Raw genomic sequence first — 17,850 nt, forward strand, 5'->3', positions numbered from 1 at the left:
TTAAAGATGGGAAATATAACGATGAATTTGGAAGAAGAATTACAGCAGACAAGAAAGGCTAAGAAGTTCAACCTTTGGTTGGGCATCATTGGTATGTTTATGATGTTTGCCGCTCTTTCTAGTGGTTTTATAGTGTATACAGCTAGTGGGGTAGACAAAGGGATCAAAACAATCCTACCACAGGCTTTTATTTATAGTACGCTGACAATAGTGTTGAGCAGCATTACGTTGCATTTCGCTTATTCAGCTGCTAAGTTGGGAAATATCGGGAGACAGAAACTATTGTTGCTTGTCACAGTAGTGCTCGGTATTATCTTTTTTGTAGTTCAGGTACAAGCATGGAAGGTCTTGACCGAGCAAGGCGTTTATTTTATCAATAATAACGCTTCGCAGTCTTTCATCTATGTGTTCACTGGATTACACCTTTTACATATTGTCGTAGGGATATTGGTTCTTCTGCGTGCCCTTACTGGGGTATTGAAGGGCATACCTCAAGGAGACAACGTGTTTCGAATGGATCTAGCTACTGTTTTTTGGCATTTTCTAGATCTTTTATGGATTTATATATATGTTTTCTTACTTTTGAATCAATAATAGTAAACAATGAGTACAACTGTATCGCAATTGGATAAGGTTAAAGACGGACCATGGAACGGTGGTAGGTCACCTTGGAACTTAGAGTATGGAAAAATCATGATGTGGTTTTTCTTGGTGTCGGATGCCTTTACATTTTCAGCATTCCTAATTTATTATGGTGCTCAAAAATTTGCGCAACCTACATGGATCGATGCGGATAAGGTTTTCCAGTCTATCCCTGGCATAGCAGATTCTGGCCAGCCTTTGGTTTTTGTAGGTATCATGACCTTTATCTTAATTATGTCTTCGGTTACTATGGTATTAGCTGTAGAGGCTGGACATCGTAATTCTAAACATGAGGTCGTTAAATGGATGATGTGGACAGTGTTGGGAGGCTTTATGTTTCTCGGTTGTCAAGCACTGGAGTGGTCTCACCTTCATCACCAAGGTTTTTGGTTTGGACGGAATCCTGCTACAGGCATGACGGATCCTGCCATGATAGCGGAGACATTACGACCTTACTTTACGAATGATATTTCGTATACAGCGGCATTGCAATTTGCGAATCTATTTTTCGCTATTACTGGTTTTCACGGATTGCACGTTTCAATAGGACTGTTGCTTAATATCATCATTTTATGTATGACATTGAATAATACATTCGAGAGAAGAGGTACTTATTTAATGGTTGAAAAAGTTGGTCTTTATTGGCACTTTGTGGATTTAGTGTGGGTATTCGTATTTACATTCTTCTACTTAATCTAATTATAAAACTTAGCAATTTATCTAAAGAGATGGCAAACCACGACAATATAGGTGCACAAGATGGGCACGCGCATGAAGAGGGAATGGACAAAAAGCGTATTTGGTCAGTATTCTTCGTTTTACTGGCACTTACGGCACTGGAGTTCTTGATTGCATTAGGATTCGTCCACCACTGGGGAATATTGCAAAAAGGAGCATTGGTTAACACGATTTATATCGTATTGACACTCGTAAAAGCGTACTACATTGTTGCGTTTTTTATGCACTTGAAGTTCGAGAAATCTGGCTTTATCGTAACAACGAGTATCGTTTTCCTTTTCATTATTTACTTTATTATCCTGATTTTGATAGAAGGAAATTATTTGTTGACTCATTTTCATGAGCATGCAATTTTCCCAAATAAATAATAATGCAAAATAAATCGAGAAGAAAGAATATTTCTACTTTTATAATCCTGGCTATAGTACTACTAGTGCCAGGTTTTTTGTATATAGCCCTTAATAAAATTGGCTCTAATACGTATTTGAAGCTGCCTGTGTACGGAGAGAAGCATCTGTCGGGTAAGATGAACCGTAAGATGGGACGCGAGATACCTGATACCGTTTTTCATCAGATTAAGCCACTGGAGCTACTGAATAGTTCAGGCGATTCCGTACACTTCTTAGGTACAGATTCGCTTATTTCTGTTGTACATGCATTTTATAGCTCGGACAAAGGGCTCTCAGCTACGCTATTAGAGAACTTGCGTCCAGTAGTCGCACGCTTCAAAAATAATCATAAAGTCAAGTTCTATTCTATCTCTATTGATTCTGCGGACAAGATTGTAAATTTGGAAGCATTGAGCAATACCTATAGGAAAGGGTTAGAGACACATTGGGAAATGCTGTTGGGAGACGATGCAATACTGCCTTATGTACGCGAGCAGCTATTGAGCGATGCATTACAAGATCCAGCGGATCCTAGCAAATTTACAATCAGTAGTCAGTATATTTTAATAGACTCACAACGGAGAATACGCGGGTTTTACGATATCAATCTGAAGACAAATATCGAGAAACTAGAAGATGAAATTAAGGTGCAGCTTGTTGAAGAGGCAAGGAACAATCCATTAAAAGTAGAAAAGAAATAGTTTTATGGCAATGACAGAAGAAGAAAAGAAGTATAAGGGGTGGATTTGGACCTTATCGGTTGTTATTCCTTTGGCAGTAGCAGCGTTGTTTGGTGTGAACCTTCCTAAGCTGGGCTATGATGTTCAACCTTTGTCCTTTCTGCCTCCGATATATGCTACTATCAATGGTCTTACAGCCGTATTATTGGTGTGGGCAGTATCTGCTGTAAAGCGAGGTAATTTTAAACTACATGAGAGCTTGATTAAGATTTGCATGCTGTGTTCGTCTTTATTTTTGCTTATGTACGTAGCTTATCATATGACCTCGGTATCCACTTCCTATGGAGGCGAAGGAGCTATCCGATATGTGTACTTTTTTATCCTGATTACGCATATCGTTCTCTCTATCGTGATTATCCCATTTGTGCTTTTCACGTTTGTGCGAGGAATAGCGGGCGCTTACGAACGACACAAGCGTTTAGCGCGTATTACCTATCCGATGTGGTTGTACGTGGCGGTAACCGGTGTTGTAGTCTACCTTATGATATCGCCTTATTACGCGCATTAGAAGGTAACGAAGGTGAGGTAAATGTGAGAGAGATGACGAAGGTGAGGATAGTGACGGTGGCTATATAGTTCTTACTATCTCACATCTCAATATTAAATACTAAAAGAATGAATAGAGTTTGGATATATCAGGCGGATAGATTGCTTTCTGGAGAGCAGGTACAAGCCGTAGAAACGGCGCTTGCTGATTTTGTTTCATCGTGGACAGCTCATGGCTCTGCGTTAGCAGGGAAGGGGATTGTGAAGGATAATCTTTTTGTGATTTTGGAGGTTGATGAAGATCAGGCTGGAGTTACGGGCTGTTCAATCGATAAATCTGTCCACTTTTTGAAAGGGCTGGGGGAGCGATTAGGAGTTGACTTTTTTGATCGTATGAAGGTCTCTTTTATTGATGATAAGGGAACTGTTAATCTGGTTGGTAGAGGAGAATTCGAGTCTCTTGTTAAAAGCGGTACAGTGTATGCGGACACATTGGTCTTTAATAATTTAGTACAGAATTCAATAGATTTTGGGTCGAAATGGGTAATCCCTTTTAGAGACAGTTGGCACAGTAAGGTTTTTTAGTAGGGATAGCGGGCTTTTAGCTCGTTGCTTTGTTAAGGGTATAAACTAAAAAAGGGCTTCTATATGTGATAGAAGCCCTTTTGTTATTATAATGCTGTTCGTGGAGATGCGGAACGGATCTCTTCACTAGCTTCCTCTTCGTATTGCTTGAAGTTGTTGACAAAAAGCTGCGCAAGCGCTAATGCCTGTTGATCATATGCTTCAGGATCTGACCATGTTGTCCGAGGGTTTAATACCTCTGCTGGAACACCTGGGCAGGATTGTGGTTTTAAAAGACCAAATACAACATGTGGAACATATTCTACGTTATCTAGATCACCGCGCATAGCTGCATTTATCATAGCACGCGTATATTTTAAGTTCATACGCTTACCTACACCGTATTTACCACCGGTCCAGCCTGTATTAATCAACCATACATTCACATCAGGGTTCTTCTCCAATTTCTCACCTAATAACTCAGCGTATTTTGTAGGGTGTAGAGGCAAGAATACACGACCGAAACATGCTGAAAAAGTCGTTTGTGGCTCTGTAATACCTACTTCTGTACCTGCTACTTTTGCTGTATACCCTGATATGAAGTGATACATCGCCTGCGCTTTGGTTAATTTCGATATTGGCGGAAGTATACCAAAAGCATCACAAGTCAAGAAGAATATATTTTTAGGTTTACCACCTAAAGAAGGCTCTTTTGCATTGGGAATGTAATCAATAGGATAAGCTGCACGTGTGTTTTCTGTGATACTTGCGTCTGCAAAATCGACAACATTACTGTCTTTGAAAAAAGAAATATTTTCCAATAATGTACCTGGTTTAATCGCCGCATAGATCTCAGGTTCTTTCTCTGCGCTCAGGTCGATACACTTCGCGTAGCATCCTCCTTCAAAGTTGAAGACCGACCCATCGGCCCAGCCGTGCTCATCATCTCCGATCAGTGATCTGTTTGCATCTGCAGAAAGCGTAGTCTTACCCGTTCCGCTCAGTCCGAAAAACAAAGAGACGTCGCCATCTTGGCCTTCATTGGCCGAACAGTGCATCGGAAGGACGTTATACTGATGTGGAAGTATAAAGTTGAGTACAGAGAAAATTCCTTTCTTCATCTCACCGGTATAGGCAGTGCCTCCGATTAAAATGACTTTTTCCGTGAAATTAACAATCGTAAAATTTGCCGATCTAGTTCCATCTACGGCTGGGTCTGCCTCAAATTCAGGGATTTGAAGAATAAGCCACTCTTTCTCGAATGCTGTTAACTCGTCTTCTGCAGGCCTAATGAAAAGGTTGCTACAGAATAGATTAGCCCATGGTAAGGTATTGATTACAGTAACACGTAACCTATAGTCAGGATCTGCTCCTGCGTAGCAATTTCTTACCCAGACTTCTTTGCCGGATAAATACGAGCGCATTTTTTGATATAAATTATCAAAAACCTCTTTTGTAATAGCGATATTAATGTCGCCCCAATCCACACTGTTTTCGGTAAGGCTGTCTTTAACTACAAATTTATCTTTTGGTGATCTACCTGTAAATTTACCTGTATTCACACAAAGAGCCCCTTTGTCATTTAATGTGCCTTGTCCTAGCTCTAGGGTTTGAGCTGTAAGCTTTTCGTTGCTTAAGTTCCAGTGTATTGTTCCTGCATTTAACCCAATTGAATTCAAATCGAATGAAGAACTTTTTGTCCCAAATTCACGTAGCTCCATTATTACCATAATTTTGTTTTACGAAGCTAAGGTAGGGACAATAGCAAAATGAAAATAAACAAAGTTTATTTTTGCAAAAAATGCTTGTAATGGCTGATATCAATCATTTATTTGGTTCATTTTTGGACAAATCTTGTTTATTTAATGATGAATAAACCTAACTTTTGAAATTTTGTAAATCCTGTTTACTATAATGTGTTATGTATGATGCGTGATTTGGATAAAATATGTTAAGTTGTTTATCTTTTATCCACACTATATTTTCCCGGTCCCATCAGTGCTAGTGCAATAAATACAGCCATCAATTCTATAGCATGTGAAGCTGTGTTAAAGCCATCTCCCTGAGATAGATGAGTGATTGTAGCTGTTAGCATGGTGAAAGCTAATAGAACGCTGTTTGGTCTTGTCCATAGTCCAAGGACTATGAATAGCGCACATAGGCTCTCTACTATTGCGGCAGAGAATCCCCATCCTAAGGGAAAGAAGTTTATACCTAAATTGCCCATGGCTGTGCCTACTTTTTTCCATGTTTCCGGACCCCCCATTAATTTGGGAAGACCATGAAGGGCTAACATACAGATACCTATGACGGTACGTAATACGAATAAACCTATATCTTTCTTGGTGCTTGTATTGCTCATTTTCTATTTAATGTAAGTTATGAAAACATTTTCTGCTGTAACGTGGAGTTCTATTTCTTCACCAAAGACTAATGCTCTATTGTCTTCTATATGTCCTGCTGGACAGCCAAAAGCTATCGGATAGTCATATTCTTGAACCTTATCCATTATTATTTCTTCTACCGTCTGTCCAAAGGAGGGGTCTGAGTCTTTCATCCCTGTGAATCCGCCGACGATAAGACCTTTCAGTTTACTTAGTTTTTTCGCGCGTTTGAGTGCCCATAACATACGATCGACATTGTAGTAGGACTCACCAACATCTTCGATAAAGAGTATCTTTCCATCGTAGTCGACATCAGAATCAGAAGATAATATACTATGTAAAATAGCTAAATTACCTCCTGTAAGTATTCCTCGGGCTTGACCCTCACGGTGAGCGAATGAAGAGAATGTATATTGCAGGTCTTTGTTCTCTCCGAAGAGTGCTGCCTTTAGTGTCGCTAAAGATTTGGGACTGGCATCCAGGAATGATTTTACCATCTGTCCGTGAATACTTGCAGTTTTCAGTTGCTTTTGAATATGGCTGTGTATTACGGTGATATCACTGAATCCAACGAACCATTTAGGCTTTTTTTTGAAGGTAGAAAAGTCCAATCGATCTATCAGACGTACTGAACCGTAACCGCCACGGCCGGCGATGATGGCTTTAATATCTGTTGCATCTAATGCGTGTTGTAGATCCTTCGTACGGAGTTCATCATCTCCTGCAAATTGATTCCATTGGGAATAGGTCGAAGGGTAGATTTCCAGTTCAAGCCCCCAACTCCTTAGTATGTCAAATGCAGGGGTAAGATCTTCTTTTATATAGCCTGCAGGGCATAGTATAGCGATTTTGTCGCCTTTTTTAAGATGTGTAGGTGTGTTCATGATCGCGTTCTTCGGTATCATTGTCATACAAAAAAAGAAGATATATAATTTTCTGCTAGAAATCTAAACAGGCTTTTATTTATTCAGCACAAATTGAGTTATCTTTGCAAACAATGTTACTATTTAATTTTTAGTATTACCATTAAAAATACAATATCTTGAGCAATTTATCTAAAAAACGTTATACCATTACTTCCGCACTTCCTTATGCAAATGGTCCTTTGCATATAGGTCACTTGGCTGGAGCCTATATTCCTGGTGATATTTTTGTACGCTTTCTACGTCTGAATAATAAGGATGTGGTGTATGTCTGTGGCTCGGATGAGCATGGGGCTGCCATTACCATCAAAGCAAAAAAAGAGGGAGTCACACCTCGCGAAATTATCGATAAGTATAATAAGCAGATTAAAGAATCCTTCGAAGATTTTGGGATCTCTTTTGATATCTATCACCGTACATCAGAGCCGATCCATCACGAATTATCGCAGGAGTTTTTCCTTAATCTTTACGAAAAAGGAGAATTTATAGAGAAGTTTTCAGAACAATATTACGATGAGGAGTTCCAGCAGTTTCTGGCGGACCGTTATATCACGGGTACTTGTCCGCACTGTCAGAGTGAGGGCGCTTATGGTGACCAATGCGAGAAATGTGGCACCTCGTTGAGCCCAACAGACCTGATCAATCCAAAATCTACATTGAGTGGTAAAACTCCAATTCTGAAGGAGACCAAGCATTGGTATCTTCCATTGGACAAATACCAACCTTGGTTGGAAGAGTGGTTGATCGAAGGAAAGAAGGCGGAGCTGAAATCGAATGTATTCGGGCAGTGCCAATCTTGGTTAAAGTCGGGCTTGCAGCCACGGTCGATGACGCGCGATCTAGACTGGGGGGTTGATGTCCCCCTTAAAGAAGCTGAAGGAAAAAAACTGTATGTATGGTTGGATGCCCCTATTGGGTACATATCAGCTACAAAGCAATGGGCTTTGGATCAGGGCAAGAATTGGGAAGATTATTGGAAAAAGCAACATAATCCAGAGGATGACGCGTCGTTGATACATTTTATCGGTAAAGATAATATTGTGTTTCACTGTATTATCTTTCCTGCTATTCTACATGCGCATGGAGATTACATCCTGCCAGATAATGTACCGGCAAACGAATTTTTGAACCTGGAGGGCGATAAGCTGTCGACCTCGCGTAATCATGCGGTTTGGCTACACGAATACTTGGAGGAATTTCCAGGTAAGCAAGATGAGCTACGTTATGTGTTGACGTCTATTCTTCCGGAAACATCGGATAGCGAGTTTACATGGAGAGATTTTCAGGCAAGGGTAAATAATGAGCTAGTTGCTATATTAGGTAACTTTGTGAATCGGGTGATGGTATTGTCTCACAAATATTTTGAGGGCAAAGTACTGAAAGGCTCAGATTATAATACTATCGATACTACAGTATTTGATGAATTGGCGAAATACCCAGCTTTGATTGAGCAGTCTATATCGAATTATAGATTTAGAGAGGCATTAAGTCACTTTATGAATGCCGCCCGTTTGGGTAATAAATACTTGGCTGACGAAGAGCCTTGGAAGGTTATTAAAACCGATGAAGAGCGTGTCAAGACAGTTCTTAATGTGGCTACTCAGATCGTTGCTAACTTAGCTATTTTAGCACAACCATTCTTACCTAAAACAGCAGGTAGGTTGTTTGAAATGTTGCAGGTTCCTGTACAGGGATGGGAAAAAGCTGGAACAGCTAACCTGATCGCTGAGGGGCATGTATTGGGCGAAGCACAGCTTTTGTTTGATAAAATAACAGACGAACAAGTGGAGTTTCAATTGGAAAAACTGGCTGCGGCTAAAGCGAACAATGTGAAAGCAGCAATTCAGGTGGCTCCCGCAAAAGCGAATATCAGCTTTGACGATTTTATGAAATTAGATATCCGTGTTGGAACTATTTTAGAAGCGGAGAAGGTTGCTAAGACAAAGAAATTGTTGAAACTTAAGATAGATACAGGTATCGATCAGCGTACCGTCGTTTCCGGGATTGCAGAGTTTTTCTCTCCAGAGGATATTATCGGTAGACAGGTTTCTATTTTGGTGAATTTAGAGCCTCGTGAAATCAAAGGTATTCAATCGCAAGGTATGATATTGATGGCTGAAGATGCGGATGGAAGATTAGATTTTGTAAATCCACAGACTACGATCACAAATGGAAGCGTAGTTCGCTAAGAAGTAGAATTTACAATGCTATTAAAAACACCCCTAGCTTTTGCTAGGGGTGTTTTGCTTTGATGTTGTTAAACTTATAATATATCCAACTAAAAAACCAATGATCGAAGGTATGACCCAACCAAGGTCGATGTCGAAAAGAGGAATTTTATTCCATATATCCAAAAATTCAGTAGACCAGAGACCGAGAACCTTGCCGAGACTCAACGTTGCTATCGCAGTTGATGCTAATAACGCTCCAATATAAGGGGCTTTGACTTTGATAAAACGACCGAATAGTACGATATATAGCACAAGAGTAATAACAATGGGATAGGCAAAAGCTAAAGGAGGATAGGCAAATTGAATAATACTGTCGACTCCTTTAACCGCAAATGCCGCGGAGAGTATACAGCATACAGTGACAATAAGTTTGTAACTCAGCCGATCGCCGCTTAGTTCAGAGAAAAAAGTTCCTACAGCTGAGGTTACCGCTATAGCTGTGGTTAGACAGGCTAGGCCAATGCTTAAGGCGATTCCCAACATTCCATATTTACCTAGAATTTGCTGTGCTATTTGTATAAGCAGCGAAGAGCGTGGAATTTCCATATTGGTGACGCCTGATGTAGCTCCTAAATAGACTAGTCCGCCATAAATAAGGAACAGGCAGGAAGCAGATACAATTCCTGAGGTGATTACTACTTTGTTTTTTTCTTTGATGGTCGTATAGCCCTTCGATTTTGCAGCGTTGATGATAATCCCTGCGAAGATGACTGAGGCAAATACGTCAAGTGTTTGATAGCCTTCAGTAAATCCTAAAGAAAAAGATTCTAAAGAATTGAGGGAGGATATGGAGTAATCTGCCTGAGGGTGTACTATACCTAGTATGATGAGCGCTAAGAGAAGTAATAGCAATAAGGGCGTGAAAAAGTTACCAATGATGTCGACAACTTTTGAGGGTACAATAGTGAGTGCCCAAGTCGCCACAAAAAATAAGATGGATGACCATGCTGGGTTGAAATCGGGAAAGGAGGGGAGAATAGCTATTTCATGTGTAGTAGCAGCAGTCCGTGGTATAGCAATCAAGGGACCGATGCATAGCATGATTATGGATCCTAATATTGGTGCAAGTTTGGGATGAATCCGGTTTCCCAAATCATGAAATGAATTGCCGGATTGTACAATAGAAAGAATACCAAAAAACGGTAGTATGATACCTGTGAGTCCAAATGCCAGAATAGTTATTGCAATGTGCGATCCTATCTGTAGGCCGATAAAGGGTGGAAGTAGCAAATTGCCTGCCCCAAAGAACATCGCAAATAGGGCGAAGCCAATGGTTAGTATATCTTTATATTTCTTCACATCTAGGGGGTATAAAATAATTGGATCAGTTGTTTTGCCTCAAGGACGTCATGCACGCGTAATAGTTGTACTCCATGCTGTAGTAAAATAGTATTTAGTGCGGTTGTCGCTGAGAGAGATTCTTGAGGAGTAATTTCTAGTTTCTTATAGATCATTGATTTTCTAGAAATTCCGCCGAGTAGCGGTAGGCCCATATAATGCAATTCACCGATACGATGCAATAGTTCATAATTTTGAGCGATCGTTTTTGAAAAGCCAAAACCTGGGTCTAGGATAATATCCTTCACACCGAGTGATCTTAATTGGGCGATACGTTCGCCAAAATAGACGGCAATGTCTTCAACAATGTCATCATAGTCTGTAAGTTGTTGCATCGTCTCGGGAGTGCCACGCATGTGCATCAGGATATAAGGAGCCTGTAGTTTTGCGACCGTACCAAACATGTTCTCATCCAGGTTTCCACCCGATATATCATTGATAATATGTGCACCTGCCTGGATCGCAGCATGCGCTACATCCGCGCGAAACGTGTCTATAGATAGCATCGTATCTGGAGCGTTGGCTGCGAGGTATTCGATGATTGGCAATGCGCGATCTATCTCTTCTTGAATAGAGATCAGTGGGGCGCCAGGTCTAGATGAATAAGCTCCTATATCGATTATGTCTGCTCCTTGCGCTATGAGTTGGGTTGCTTTTACCGATGCCGCGTTTAGTGTATTATGTTGACCACCGTCAAAAAATGAATCGGGGGTCACATTGAGAATACCCATGACCAAAGGGTGCTCAAAGTTAACTAATGAGCCGTTTGCGTTAATGGATTGACAAGATGTGGTCTGAAATGTATACATGGGAAGGGACTGTCGCTAAAATAAAGAAGGTGTTCTTTCATAAACACCCTCTAAAAATATTGTTCGGGGGTCGTGCTATTTCACAACCAGCACACCGTCCGCTATAAAAGTGATGTCGCCTTTTGGTTCTTTTGTTTTAGCTTTTCCTTCGATAACAACAGTCTTTCCGACTAAATCCTGGGGAACAAAATACCCGTAGTCTTTGAATCTAACCATGATAGGTTCTGCACCATCTCTTTTTATAGCCATATAACATCCTTTTGATTTGCAGACTTCGACGACCTGGCCTTCGATCTGTCCAGTATAATCACTTTTGCCTTGTAAAGCGCTTTCTAACTTTTGTATGGAGATTGCGTTTTTCTTTTCAACGGATTTTCCGTAGTTCACGCCAGCTTTTGCGGGTTGGATAGTTTGTTGTGCAAACGCTACAGTAGATAGGGTGAATAAACAAATACAAACTGCTATTAATTTTTTCATGTTCATTTTATTTACGTAAGAATTCAAATTTGCCACTAGGATCCAACTTCATAATAATAGAAGGTGTACCTAGACTGTCTTCATCTTGTCCAAATTTAACGATATAATCTACCTTTTCCTTGATTAATTCATCGATTTGGTCAAATGTCTGTGCTGAGGGCTGTCCGCTTAGATTTGCGGATGTAGAGATAATTGGTTTTTTGAAACGTTGAAGGAGTTGCTGGCAGAAGGGATGGGATACGATTCGTATGCCGATACTGCCATCTTCTGCGATTGCATTTTCTGCTAGATTTTTGGCTCCCGAATAAACAATTGTAAGGGGTCTATCGTAGGATTCAATCAATTGATAGGCTACTTCTGGGATTTCGCGGACATAGCTCGCTAACTGATTGTCGCTATGCAAGAGAATCAGCATGCTTTTACTTTTATCTCTTCCTTTTAGGGCGAATACCTTTTCTATAGCTTCGGAATTGGTGGCATCACAACCAATTCCCCAGATGGTATCTGTGGGGTATAAAATCAAGCCTCCATTTTTTAATGTCTCAAGTGCTTGATTTAAATCTTCTCTATCCACGAATGGTCTATGCATTTGTATGGTCTATCGAATGTTAAACGGCTACGTTATGATCACGAAGCGCATCATTTAAGGAAGTTTTCTTATCGGTTGAATCTTTACGTTTGCCAATAATTAGTGCGCAAGGTACCTGATATTCTCCTGCGGGGAATTTTTTGGTGTAGGTGCCCGGAATTACAACCGATCGAGCAGGTACACGACCTTTGTATTCAATGGGCTCTGCTCCAGATACGTCGATAATCTTTGTCGAAGCGGTCAATACCACATTGGCACCTAAGACGGCCTCAGACTCGACATGTACGCCTTCTACCACAATAACGCGTGACCCTACGAATACGTTGTCCTCAATGATTACTGGAGCGGCTTGTACGGGTTCTAATACCCCTCCTATACCTACCCCTCCGGAAAGATGGACATGTTTCCCGATCTGTGCACAGGAGCCTACTGTAGCCCAAGTGTCTACCATCGTGCCTTCACCAACGTAAGCTCCTATATTGACGTAAGAAGGCATCATGATCACACCTTTGGCGAGATAGGCCCCATACCGTGCCGAAGCACCTGGAACTACACGGACACCAAGCTCTTTGTAGTTGGTTTTCAATTTCATTTTATCGTGGTAGACGAAAGGCTTATTATCAATCTCTTGCATCTCACGTATTGGGAAATATAAAATAACTGCTTTTTTTATCCAATCATTTACATGCCAACGATCTCCTATAGGTTCTGCTACGCGTAGCTCTCCATTATCTAATTTCATGATAACGGTTTGTATGGCCTCAAAATATTCTTTGAATTCTAAAAGATGTCTTTCTTCCCAAGCTTCTTCGACTAGTTTTTGCAGATTTTGCATTTTTATATCGCGTTAGTAATGATTAAATTTCAACTACAAACTTAGAAAAATGCTTTGTATTCACCAATATGTAGCCTAAATATTAGGATGTAATAAGTGGGGCATCTGAGGGATACGTTTTTTGGATTTCTTTTTTGTTATGCAAAGCGGTATTTTTGTTCTATGGCGAGTGAAAATGAAAAACTACGGATTGATAAGTATTTGTGGGCGATCCGGATATTTAAGACGCGTAGTCTAGCAACAGAAGCATGTAAGGCGGGACGTGTTAAGCTGAATGGTACCAATGTCAAACCTTCCTATGTGGTGAAATTAGGCGAGACCTATTCGATTCAGAAAGGAATTGAAAAAAAGGTGATATTGGTGACAGGTCTATTGGAAAGGAGAGGTGATGCAAAGATTGCTGCAGAAAATTATGAGGATAAGACACCGCTTGAAGAAACGTATGGTTTTAAATCGACATTTCATGCTCCTATTTTGAAAAGAGATAGAGGAACTGGAAGACCTACTAAAAAAGATAGACGTGAAATCGATGATTTGAAAGGTAGCGAATGGTGGAAAGAATCAGAATAAAAAAGGCAGAAATTAACTTTCTGCCTTTTTTATTATCTATGGTCTGTATCTGGATACTTACGGTCTGTTTCACCTGTATATACTTGTCTCGGACGTCCAATAGGTTCTTTGTTGTCACGCATTTCTTTCCATTGCGCGATCCATCCCGGAAGACGGCCTAAAGCAAACAATACCGTAAACATGTCTGATTTGAATCCTAGCGCACGGTAGATAATACCTGAATAGAAATCCACATTTGGGTATAATTTTCTGTCAATGAAATATTGATCGCTAAGCGCTGCTTTTTCTAATCCTTTTGCAATGTCTAAAACAGGATCTTCAACCCCTAGTTTTTCCAACACATCGTCACATGCTTTTTTGATGATTTTTGCACGAGGATCAAAGTTTTTATAAACACGGTGACCAAAACCCATTAGTCGGAACGGATCATTTTTATCTTTCGCTTTTGCTAAGTATTTTTCTACATCTCCACCGTCATTTTTGATATCTTCCAACATCTCGATTACGGCTTGGTTAGCACCGCCATGAAGAGGTCCCCAAAGAGCGTTAATACCTGCTGATACCGATGCGTATAGATTGGCATTTGAAGAGCCTACGATACGTACTGTCGATGTTGAACAGTTCTGCTCGTGGTCAGCATGGAGGATCAATAAGATACGCATGGCATCTAATACGGCTTCGTCGAATATTTTATCACAGTTGACTTCCCCAAAAATCATATTCATGAAGTTGTCGATATAGCCTAGATCTTTTTTCGGATATACAACCGGATGACCTAATGATTTCTTTTGAATCCATGATACGATAGTCGGCATTTTGCCAAGAAGATTGATTATCGTTTTGTATTCTTCTTCTTCAGATTGGTTCGGATTCAGCGATTCTGGATAGAATGCTGATAACGCGCCAACGAGACAAGACAGTTGTCCCATAGGATGGGATTTAGAAGGAAATCCAGAGAAAAACATTTTCATATCTTCATGGACCATCATCTGCTTCTTAATATCGGTCCTGAATTGCTCTAAAACTTCTTTAGAAGGTAGGTTCCCAAATATTAATAGATAGGCTACTTCTAAAAATGTTGATTTCTCTGCTAAGTCTTCAATTTTGTAACCGCGATATTTTAGTACTCCTTTTTCACCATCTAAAAAGGTTATTGCACTTTTGGTTGCACCTGTATTTTTAAAACCAGGATCTAGTGTAATGTATCCTGATTGATCTCTTAATTTTGAAATATCAATGGCTTTTTCATTTTCTGTTCCTGTTATAACTGGAAATTCAAACTTGTTGCCATCTAAGGTAAAGGATGCTGTTTCAGACATAATCAAATTTCTATGTGTATTCACAAAAATATAAAAATCAATGACAAAACACCCCATGCTTTAAATTTTAAATGACATTTGTTGGTCAAAATTATCAAGTTGTCAGTTTTAAAAGGTTGATAATATCGGTTTCAGCCAATAATTTATCGTAATTGTCGTTAGTTGTGCTGTGCTTCATGCAAACAATTGGGAAATAAATAATGTTAAAATGTTTTTTGTTGTTACGATTTTTTCGTAGACTTGCGATATGTTAGTAGTTTGATAATATGAAACTTGAAAAATTAACAATACAGGAAGAAGAAGCAATGTTGTCCATATGGCAGCTTAATGGTGGTTTTATAAAAGAAATATTAGAAAACTTGAAAGGAGAATCGGTTCCGTATACAACCTTGGCTTCGACTATTAAGAACCTCTTGAAGAAAGGGTATGTTAAGCCTGTGCCTTATGCAAATGCTAAGCGATATGAGCCTGTAATCTCTGAAGAAGAATATAAAACGGGATATATGAATTCTTTTGTAGGTGATTATTTCCGTAGTTCTTATAAAGAAATGGTGTCTTTTTTTGTGAAGGAGGAGAAGCTTTCGGAAAATGAATTGAAGGAGATAATGGAGATGATTAAAAACGGTAAATCCTAAGTGATAGCATAAATTGAGTAAAAAATCGTGTAAAATACAATTATGGAAAGTGTATTGACATATGTGCTGCAGGTCAACCTTTTGTTGGCTATTGTCTTTTTTGGCTATGTATTGTTGTTGAGGAAATTGACATTTTATAAGCTGAATAGGGTTTATCTTTTGATAGGCGGTGTGTATGCACTTGTCTATCCTTTTTTGGATATTACCAATTGGTTTCGGAGCAATGAGGTTTTGTCTATAGATGCGGTGTTGGAGTATGTTGAATACTATCTTCCGGAGCAGGGCGCAGCGGTGTTTTCTGTAGGGCACCTTCTGTTGATTGTTCTGGGAATTGGAACAATCGTGCTGTTACTCAAATTGAGTATACAGTTGTTGAGTCTTATGCGGATACATCGGCATTCAAAGCCATCACGGTGGAAGGATTACTTTTTTAGAAATGTGATGTTTCCTATAGTTCCATTTTCGTTTTTCAATAAGATATATGTGCATCAGGAACAGCATGACAGTCCGGAGTTACAGGATATTTTCAAACACGAGGATATTCATGTAAAAGGCCTTCACACGGTTGATATTCTATTGTTTGAAATGCTTTTGATCGGATGTTGGTATAATCCCTTTGTATGGCTCATGCGCAGAGCGGTACGACAAAATCTGGAATTTTTGACTGATCAACAGGTTCTGGATAAGGGGGTGGATCGACAGACTTATCAATATTCATTGTTAACGGTGACCAAACAGGGGACTGCTGTGGGAATCGGTAATCAGTTTAATTTTAAAACCTTAAAAAGGCGCATTATGATGATGAACAAAAGACGCTCTTCCAAAATGGAGTTGAGCAAGTATGCCTTTCTGCTACCGATCGTGATTTTTGCGGGAGCAACTTTTACGGTCAGTAAAGCAGAAGGAAAAATAGAGGAATTGGTCGAGCACATCAAAGATATTCCGGTTGATGTGGTACTGCCAATTGTAAATAAGGATACTATAATAGCTCAGGCTGGAGGTTTGGAGCTGAACGCGGATGCTGTACCTTTTCTTGTAGGAACAGAGGATACAACAAAGAGGACCGCTAATATTTTGCTTCATAATGGGAGTTCAGCTAAGCCTTTGTATATTTTGGATGGAAACATATTGCCAGGTAGTTTCGACTTGAATACTGTTGATCCCAATACTATAGAAAGCATTTCGGTGTTTAAGGGTAAAGATGCGATTTCAAGGTATGGAGATTGGGCAAAGGACGGTGTAATTGAATTAAAGAGTAAGGCTGATAAGGAGGCTGTGGGGGGGGAAAGGGCAGGTGTTGGGGTTAAGATTAGGAACTGCTGATGCATCTGCATCGGTAAGTGAGAAGACTTTGTTTCATAATGCTACTGGAAATAGTGGTGTCAGCCCGTTAATTTTAGTGGATGGAGAAGTGATGAGAGATGGTTTTGATGTAAATAGATTGGACGCTGGTGATATTGAAAGTGTGTCTGTACTTAAAGATAGGACAGCGACAGCTTTGTATGGTGATAGAGGAAAAAATGGAGTTATTTTGATTACAGCAAAAAAAGGCTCGGTCACGCAGCGTTTATATGGTAAAGTGCTCTCGACTAATCTCGCCGACTCTATCAGAGGGGGATTTGGAAATATTGTTATTCGTGGTGTCAATCCGCGTGATGGCAGTAAAGCCAAGCCTGTATTCGTTGTAGATGGTGAGTATATGGGTGATTACTACGATGCTAGTTCTTTAAAACCCGAAAATATTCACAGCATCAGTGTACTAAAGGAGGCGTCCGCTGAGGCGATTTATGGAGCAAGGGGGCGAAATGGGGTGATTGTTGTAACGACTAAGCCTGCTGTTTATAGCGTTAGCCCTGCAAAGGGGGATACTACTTTGTTTGTAGGAGGGGCTAAAGGTAATTCTGGTAATATAATTGTGGGCAAAAGAGTCGCGACGGACGGAGCTGCAGTAACTTTGAATAAAGCGAGAACATTTAATCTTCCTGCTGTTGGACTATTTGTGGTAGATGGAGAGGTTCAGAAATCTAGTTTTGATATCAATACTATTCCTGTGGAGAATGTTGAATCGTTTACACTTCTGAAGGGTAGTGAGGCAAGGGCCGTTTATGGAGAATTAGGGAAGGATGGTGTAGTGATAGTAGTGACCAAGAAAAGTAAAAATTAACACAAAATAACTCACAA

20 protein-coding genes are annotated in these 17,850 nt (G+C 39.9%); 11 read left to right on the forward strand and 9 right to left on the reverse strand.

What is annotated here, in order from left to right; genetic code table 11:
• The first annotated feature begins 6 nt into the window (after positions 1 to 6).
• From JKG61_RS19195 to JKG61_RS19220, 6 genes are all read left to right on the forward strand, one after another.
• Positions 7 to 594 (forward strand): cytochrome c oxidase subunit 3, encoded by a 588-nt coding sequence (locus tag JKG61_RS19195; RefSeq protein ID WP_202104581.1) that lies wholly within the window; start codon positions 7 to 9, stop codon positions 592 to 594.
• Positions 595 to 603: 9 nt separating this feature from the next.
• A complete protein-coding gene (locus JKG61_RS19200) occupies positions 604 to 1,341 on the forward strand; it encodes a cytochrome c oxidase subunit 3 (RefSeq protein WP_021071298.1) in 738 nt (245 codons plus the stop codon).
• A gap of 29 nt (positions 1,342 to 1,370) precedes the next feature.
• Complete coding sequence (locus tag JKG61_RS19205; RefSeq protein WP_202104582.1) at positions 1,371 to 1,748, forward strand: cytochrome C oxidase subunit IV family protein; 378 nt, start codon at positions 1,371 to 1,373, stop codon at positions 1,746 to 1,748.
• A 2-nt stretch (positions 1,749 to 1,750) separates the two neighbouring features.
• Positions 1,751 to 2,470 carry a thioredoxin domain-containing protein gene (locus tag JKG61_RS19210; protein WP_202104583.1) on the forward strand — a complete coding sequence of 240 codons (720 nt, stop codon included), beginning with the start codon at positions 1,751 to 1,753 and terminating at the stop codon, positions 2,468 to 2,470.
• A gap of 4 nt (positions 2,471 to 2,474) precedes the next feature.
• Positions 2,475 to 3,017 (forward strand): DUF420 domain-containing protein, encoded by a 543-nt coding sequence (locus JKG61_RS19215; protein WP_202104584.1) that lies wholly within the window; start codon positions 2,475 to 2,477, stop codon positions 3,015 to 3,017.
• Between the two features lie 107 nt (positions 3,018 to 3,124).
• Positions 3,125 to 3,580 carry an ABC transporter ATPase gene (locus JKG61_RS19220; RefSeq protein ID WP_202104585.1) on the forward strand — a complete coding sequence of 152 codons (456 nt, stop codon included), beginning with the start codon at positions 3,125 to 3,127 and terminating at the stop codon, positions 3,578 to 3,580.
• A gap of 86 nt (positions 3,581 to 3,666) precedes the next feature.
• Here JKG61_RS19220 and pckA read toward each other — a convergent pair whose 3' ends face one another.
• The 3 genes from pckA to JKG61_RS19235 form a co-directional block, all read right to left on the reverse strand.
• The gene (gene pckA, locus JKG61_RS19225) at positions 3,667 to 5,280 is read right to left on the reverse strand and encodes a phosphoenolpyruvate carboxykinase (ATP) (protein ID WP_202104586.1); all 1,614 of its coding nucleotides are present in this window, start codon (positions 5,278 to 5,280) and stop codon (positions 3,667 to 3,669) included.
• A 239-nt stretch (positions 5,281 to 5,519) separates the two neighbouring features.
• Complete coding sequence (locus tag JKG61_RS19230) at positions 5,520 to 5,921, reverse strand: DoxX family protein (RefSeq protein ID WP_202104587.1); 402 nt, start codon at positions 5,919 to 5,921, stop codon at positions 5,520 to 5,522.
• A gap of 3 nt (positions 5,922 to 5,924) precedes the next feature.
• Entirely contained in the window at positions 5,925 to 6,848 is a 924-nt protein-coding gene (locus tag JKG61_RS19235) for a S66 peptidase family protein (RefSeq protein ID WP_237249544.1), read from the reverse strand.
• A 137-nt stretch (positions 6,849 to 6,985) separates the two neighbouring features.
• On the opposite strand from JKG61_RS19235, the gene metG reads away from it, so the two are divergent.
• Complete coding sequence (gene metG, locus JKG61_RS19240; RefSeq protein WP_202104588.1) at positions 6,986 to 9,055, forward strand: methionine--tRNA ligase; 2,070 nt, start codon at positions 6,986 to 6,988, stop codon at positions 9,053 to 9,055.
• Positions 9,056 to 9,088: 33 nt separating this feature from the next.
• Here the strand turns inward: metG and brnQ are convergent, their stop codons facing one another.
• From brnQ to JKG61_RS19265, 5 genes are all read right to left on the reverse strand, one after another.
• Positions 9,089 to 10,396 carry a branched-chain amino acid transport system II carrier protein gene (gene brnQ / locus JKG61_RS19245; protein ID WP_202104589.1) on the reverse strand — a complete coding sequence of 436 codons (1,308 nt, stop codon included), beginning with the start codon at positions 10,394 to 10,396 and terminating at the stop codon, positions 9,089 to 9,091.
• A gap of 2 nt (positions 10,397 to 10,398) precedes the next feature.
• Positions 10,399 to 11,244, reverse strand: coding sequence for a dihydropteroate synthase (gene folP / locus JKG61_RS19250; RefSeq protein ID WP_202104590.1), 846 nt, complete (start codon positions 11,242 to 11,244; stop codon positions 10,399 to 10,401).
• 75 nt (positions 11,245 to 11,319) lie between these two features.
• Positions 11,320 to 11,721 (reverse strand): DUF4920 domain-containing protein, encoded by a 402-nt coding sequence (locus tag JKG61_RS19255; RefSeq protein ID WP_202104591.1) that lies wholly within the window; start codon positions 11,719 to 11,721, stop codon positions 11,320 to 11,322.
• A 7-nt stretch (positions 11,722 to 11,728) separates the two neighbouring features.
• Complete coding sequence (locus JKG61_RS19260; RefSeq protein WP_202104592.1) at positions 11,729 to 12,310, reverse strand: L-threonylcarbamoyladenylate synthase; 582 nt, start codon at positions 12,308 to 12,310, stop codon at positions 11,729 to 11,731.
• Between the two features lie 19 nt (positions 12,311 to 12,329).
• Entirely contained in the window at positions 12,330 to 13,145 is an 816-nt protein-coding gene (locus JKG61_RS19265) for a 2,3,4,5-tetrahydropyridine-2,6-dicarboxylate N-succinyltransferase (RefSeq protein WP_202104593.1), read from the reverse strand.
• A 162-nt stretch (positions 13,146 to 13,307) separates the two neighbouring features.
• On the opposite strand from JKG61_RS19265, the gene JKG61_RS19270 reads away from it, so the two are divergent.
• On the forward strand, positions 13,308 to 13,715 hold the full coding sequence (locus JKG61_RS19270) for an RNA-binding S4 domain-containing protein (protein WP_202104594.1): 408 nt from the start codon (positions 13,308 to 13,310) through the stop codon (positions 13,713 to 13,715).
• 32 nt (positions 13,716 to 13,747) lie between these two features.
• On the opposite strand, the gene JKG61_RS19275 is transcribed toward JKG61_RS19270, so the two are convergent.
• Positions 13,748 to 15,034, reverse strand: a complete 1,287-nt coding sequence (locus JKG61_RS19275; protein WP_202104595.1) for a citrate synthase — start codon at positions 15,032 to 15,034, stop codon at positions 13,748 to 13,750.
• A 266-nt stretch (positions 15,035 to 15,300) separates the two neighbouring features.
• Between JKG61_RS19275 and JKG61_RS19280 the strand changes: the two genes are divergently transcribed.
• The 3 genes from JKG61_RS19280 to JKG61_RS19290 are packed head-to-tail and all read left to right on the forward strand — an operon-like array spanning position 15,301 to position 17,833.
• A complete protein-coding gene (locus tag JKG61_RS19280) occupies positions 15,301 to 15,669 on the forward strand; it encodes a BlaI/MecI/CopY family transcriptional regulator (RefSeq protein ID WP_202104596.1) in 369 nt (122 codons plus the stop codon).
• Positions 15,670 to 15,711: 42 nt separating this feature from the next.
• On the forward strand, positions 15,712 to 16,992 hold the full coding sequence (locus tag JKG61_RS19285) for a M56 family metallopeptidase (RefSeq protein ID WP_202104597.1): 1,281 nt from the start codon (positions 15,712 to 15,714) through the stop codon (positions 16,990 to 16,992).
• On the forward strand, positions 16,967 to 17,833 hold the full coding sequence (locus JKG61_RS19290) for a TonB-dependent receptor plug domain-containing protein (protein ID WP_202104598.1): 867 nt from the start codon (positions 16,967 to 16,969) through the stop codon (positions 17,831 to 17,833). The genes JKG61_RS19285 and JKG61_RS19290 overlap by 26 nt, the downstream gene beginning before the upstream one ends.
• Positions 17,834 to 17,850: the final 17 nt, after the last annotated feature.

It is taken from the genome of Sphingobacterium faecale (genome assembly GCF_016746095.1).
GTDB lineage: Bacteria > Bacteroidota > Bacteroidia > Sphingobacteriales > Sphingobacteriaceae > Sphingobacterium > Sphingobacterium faecale.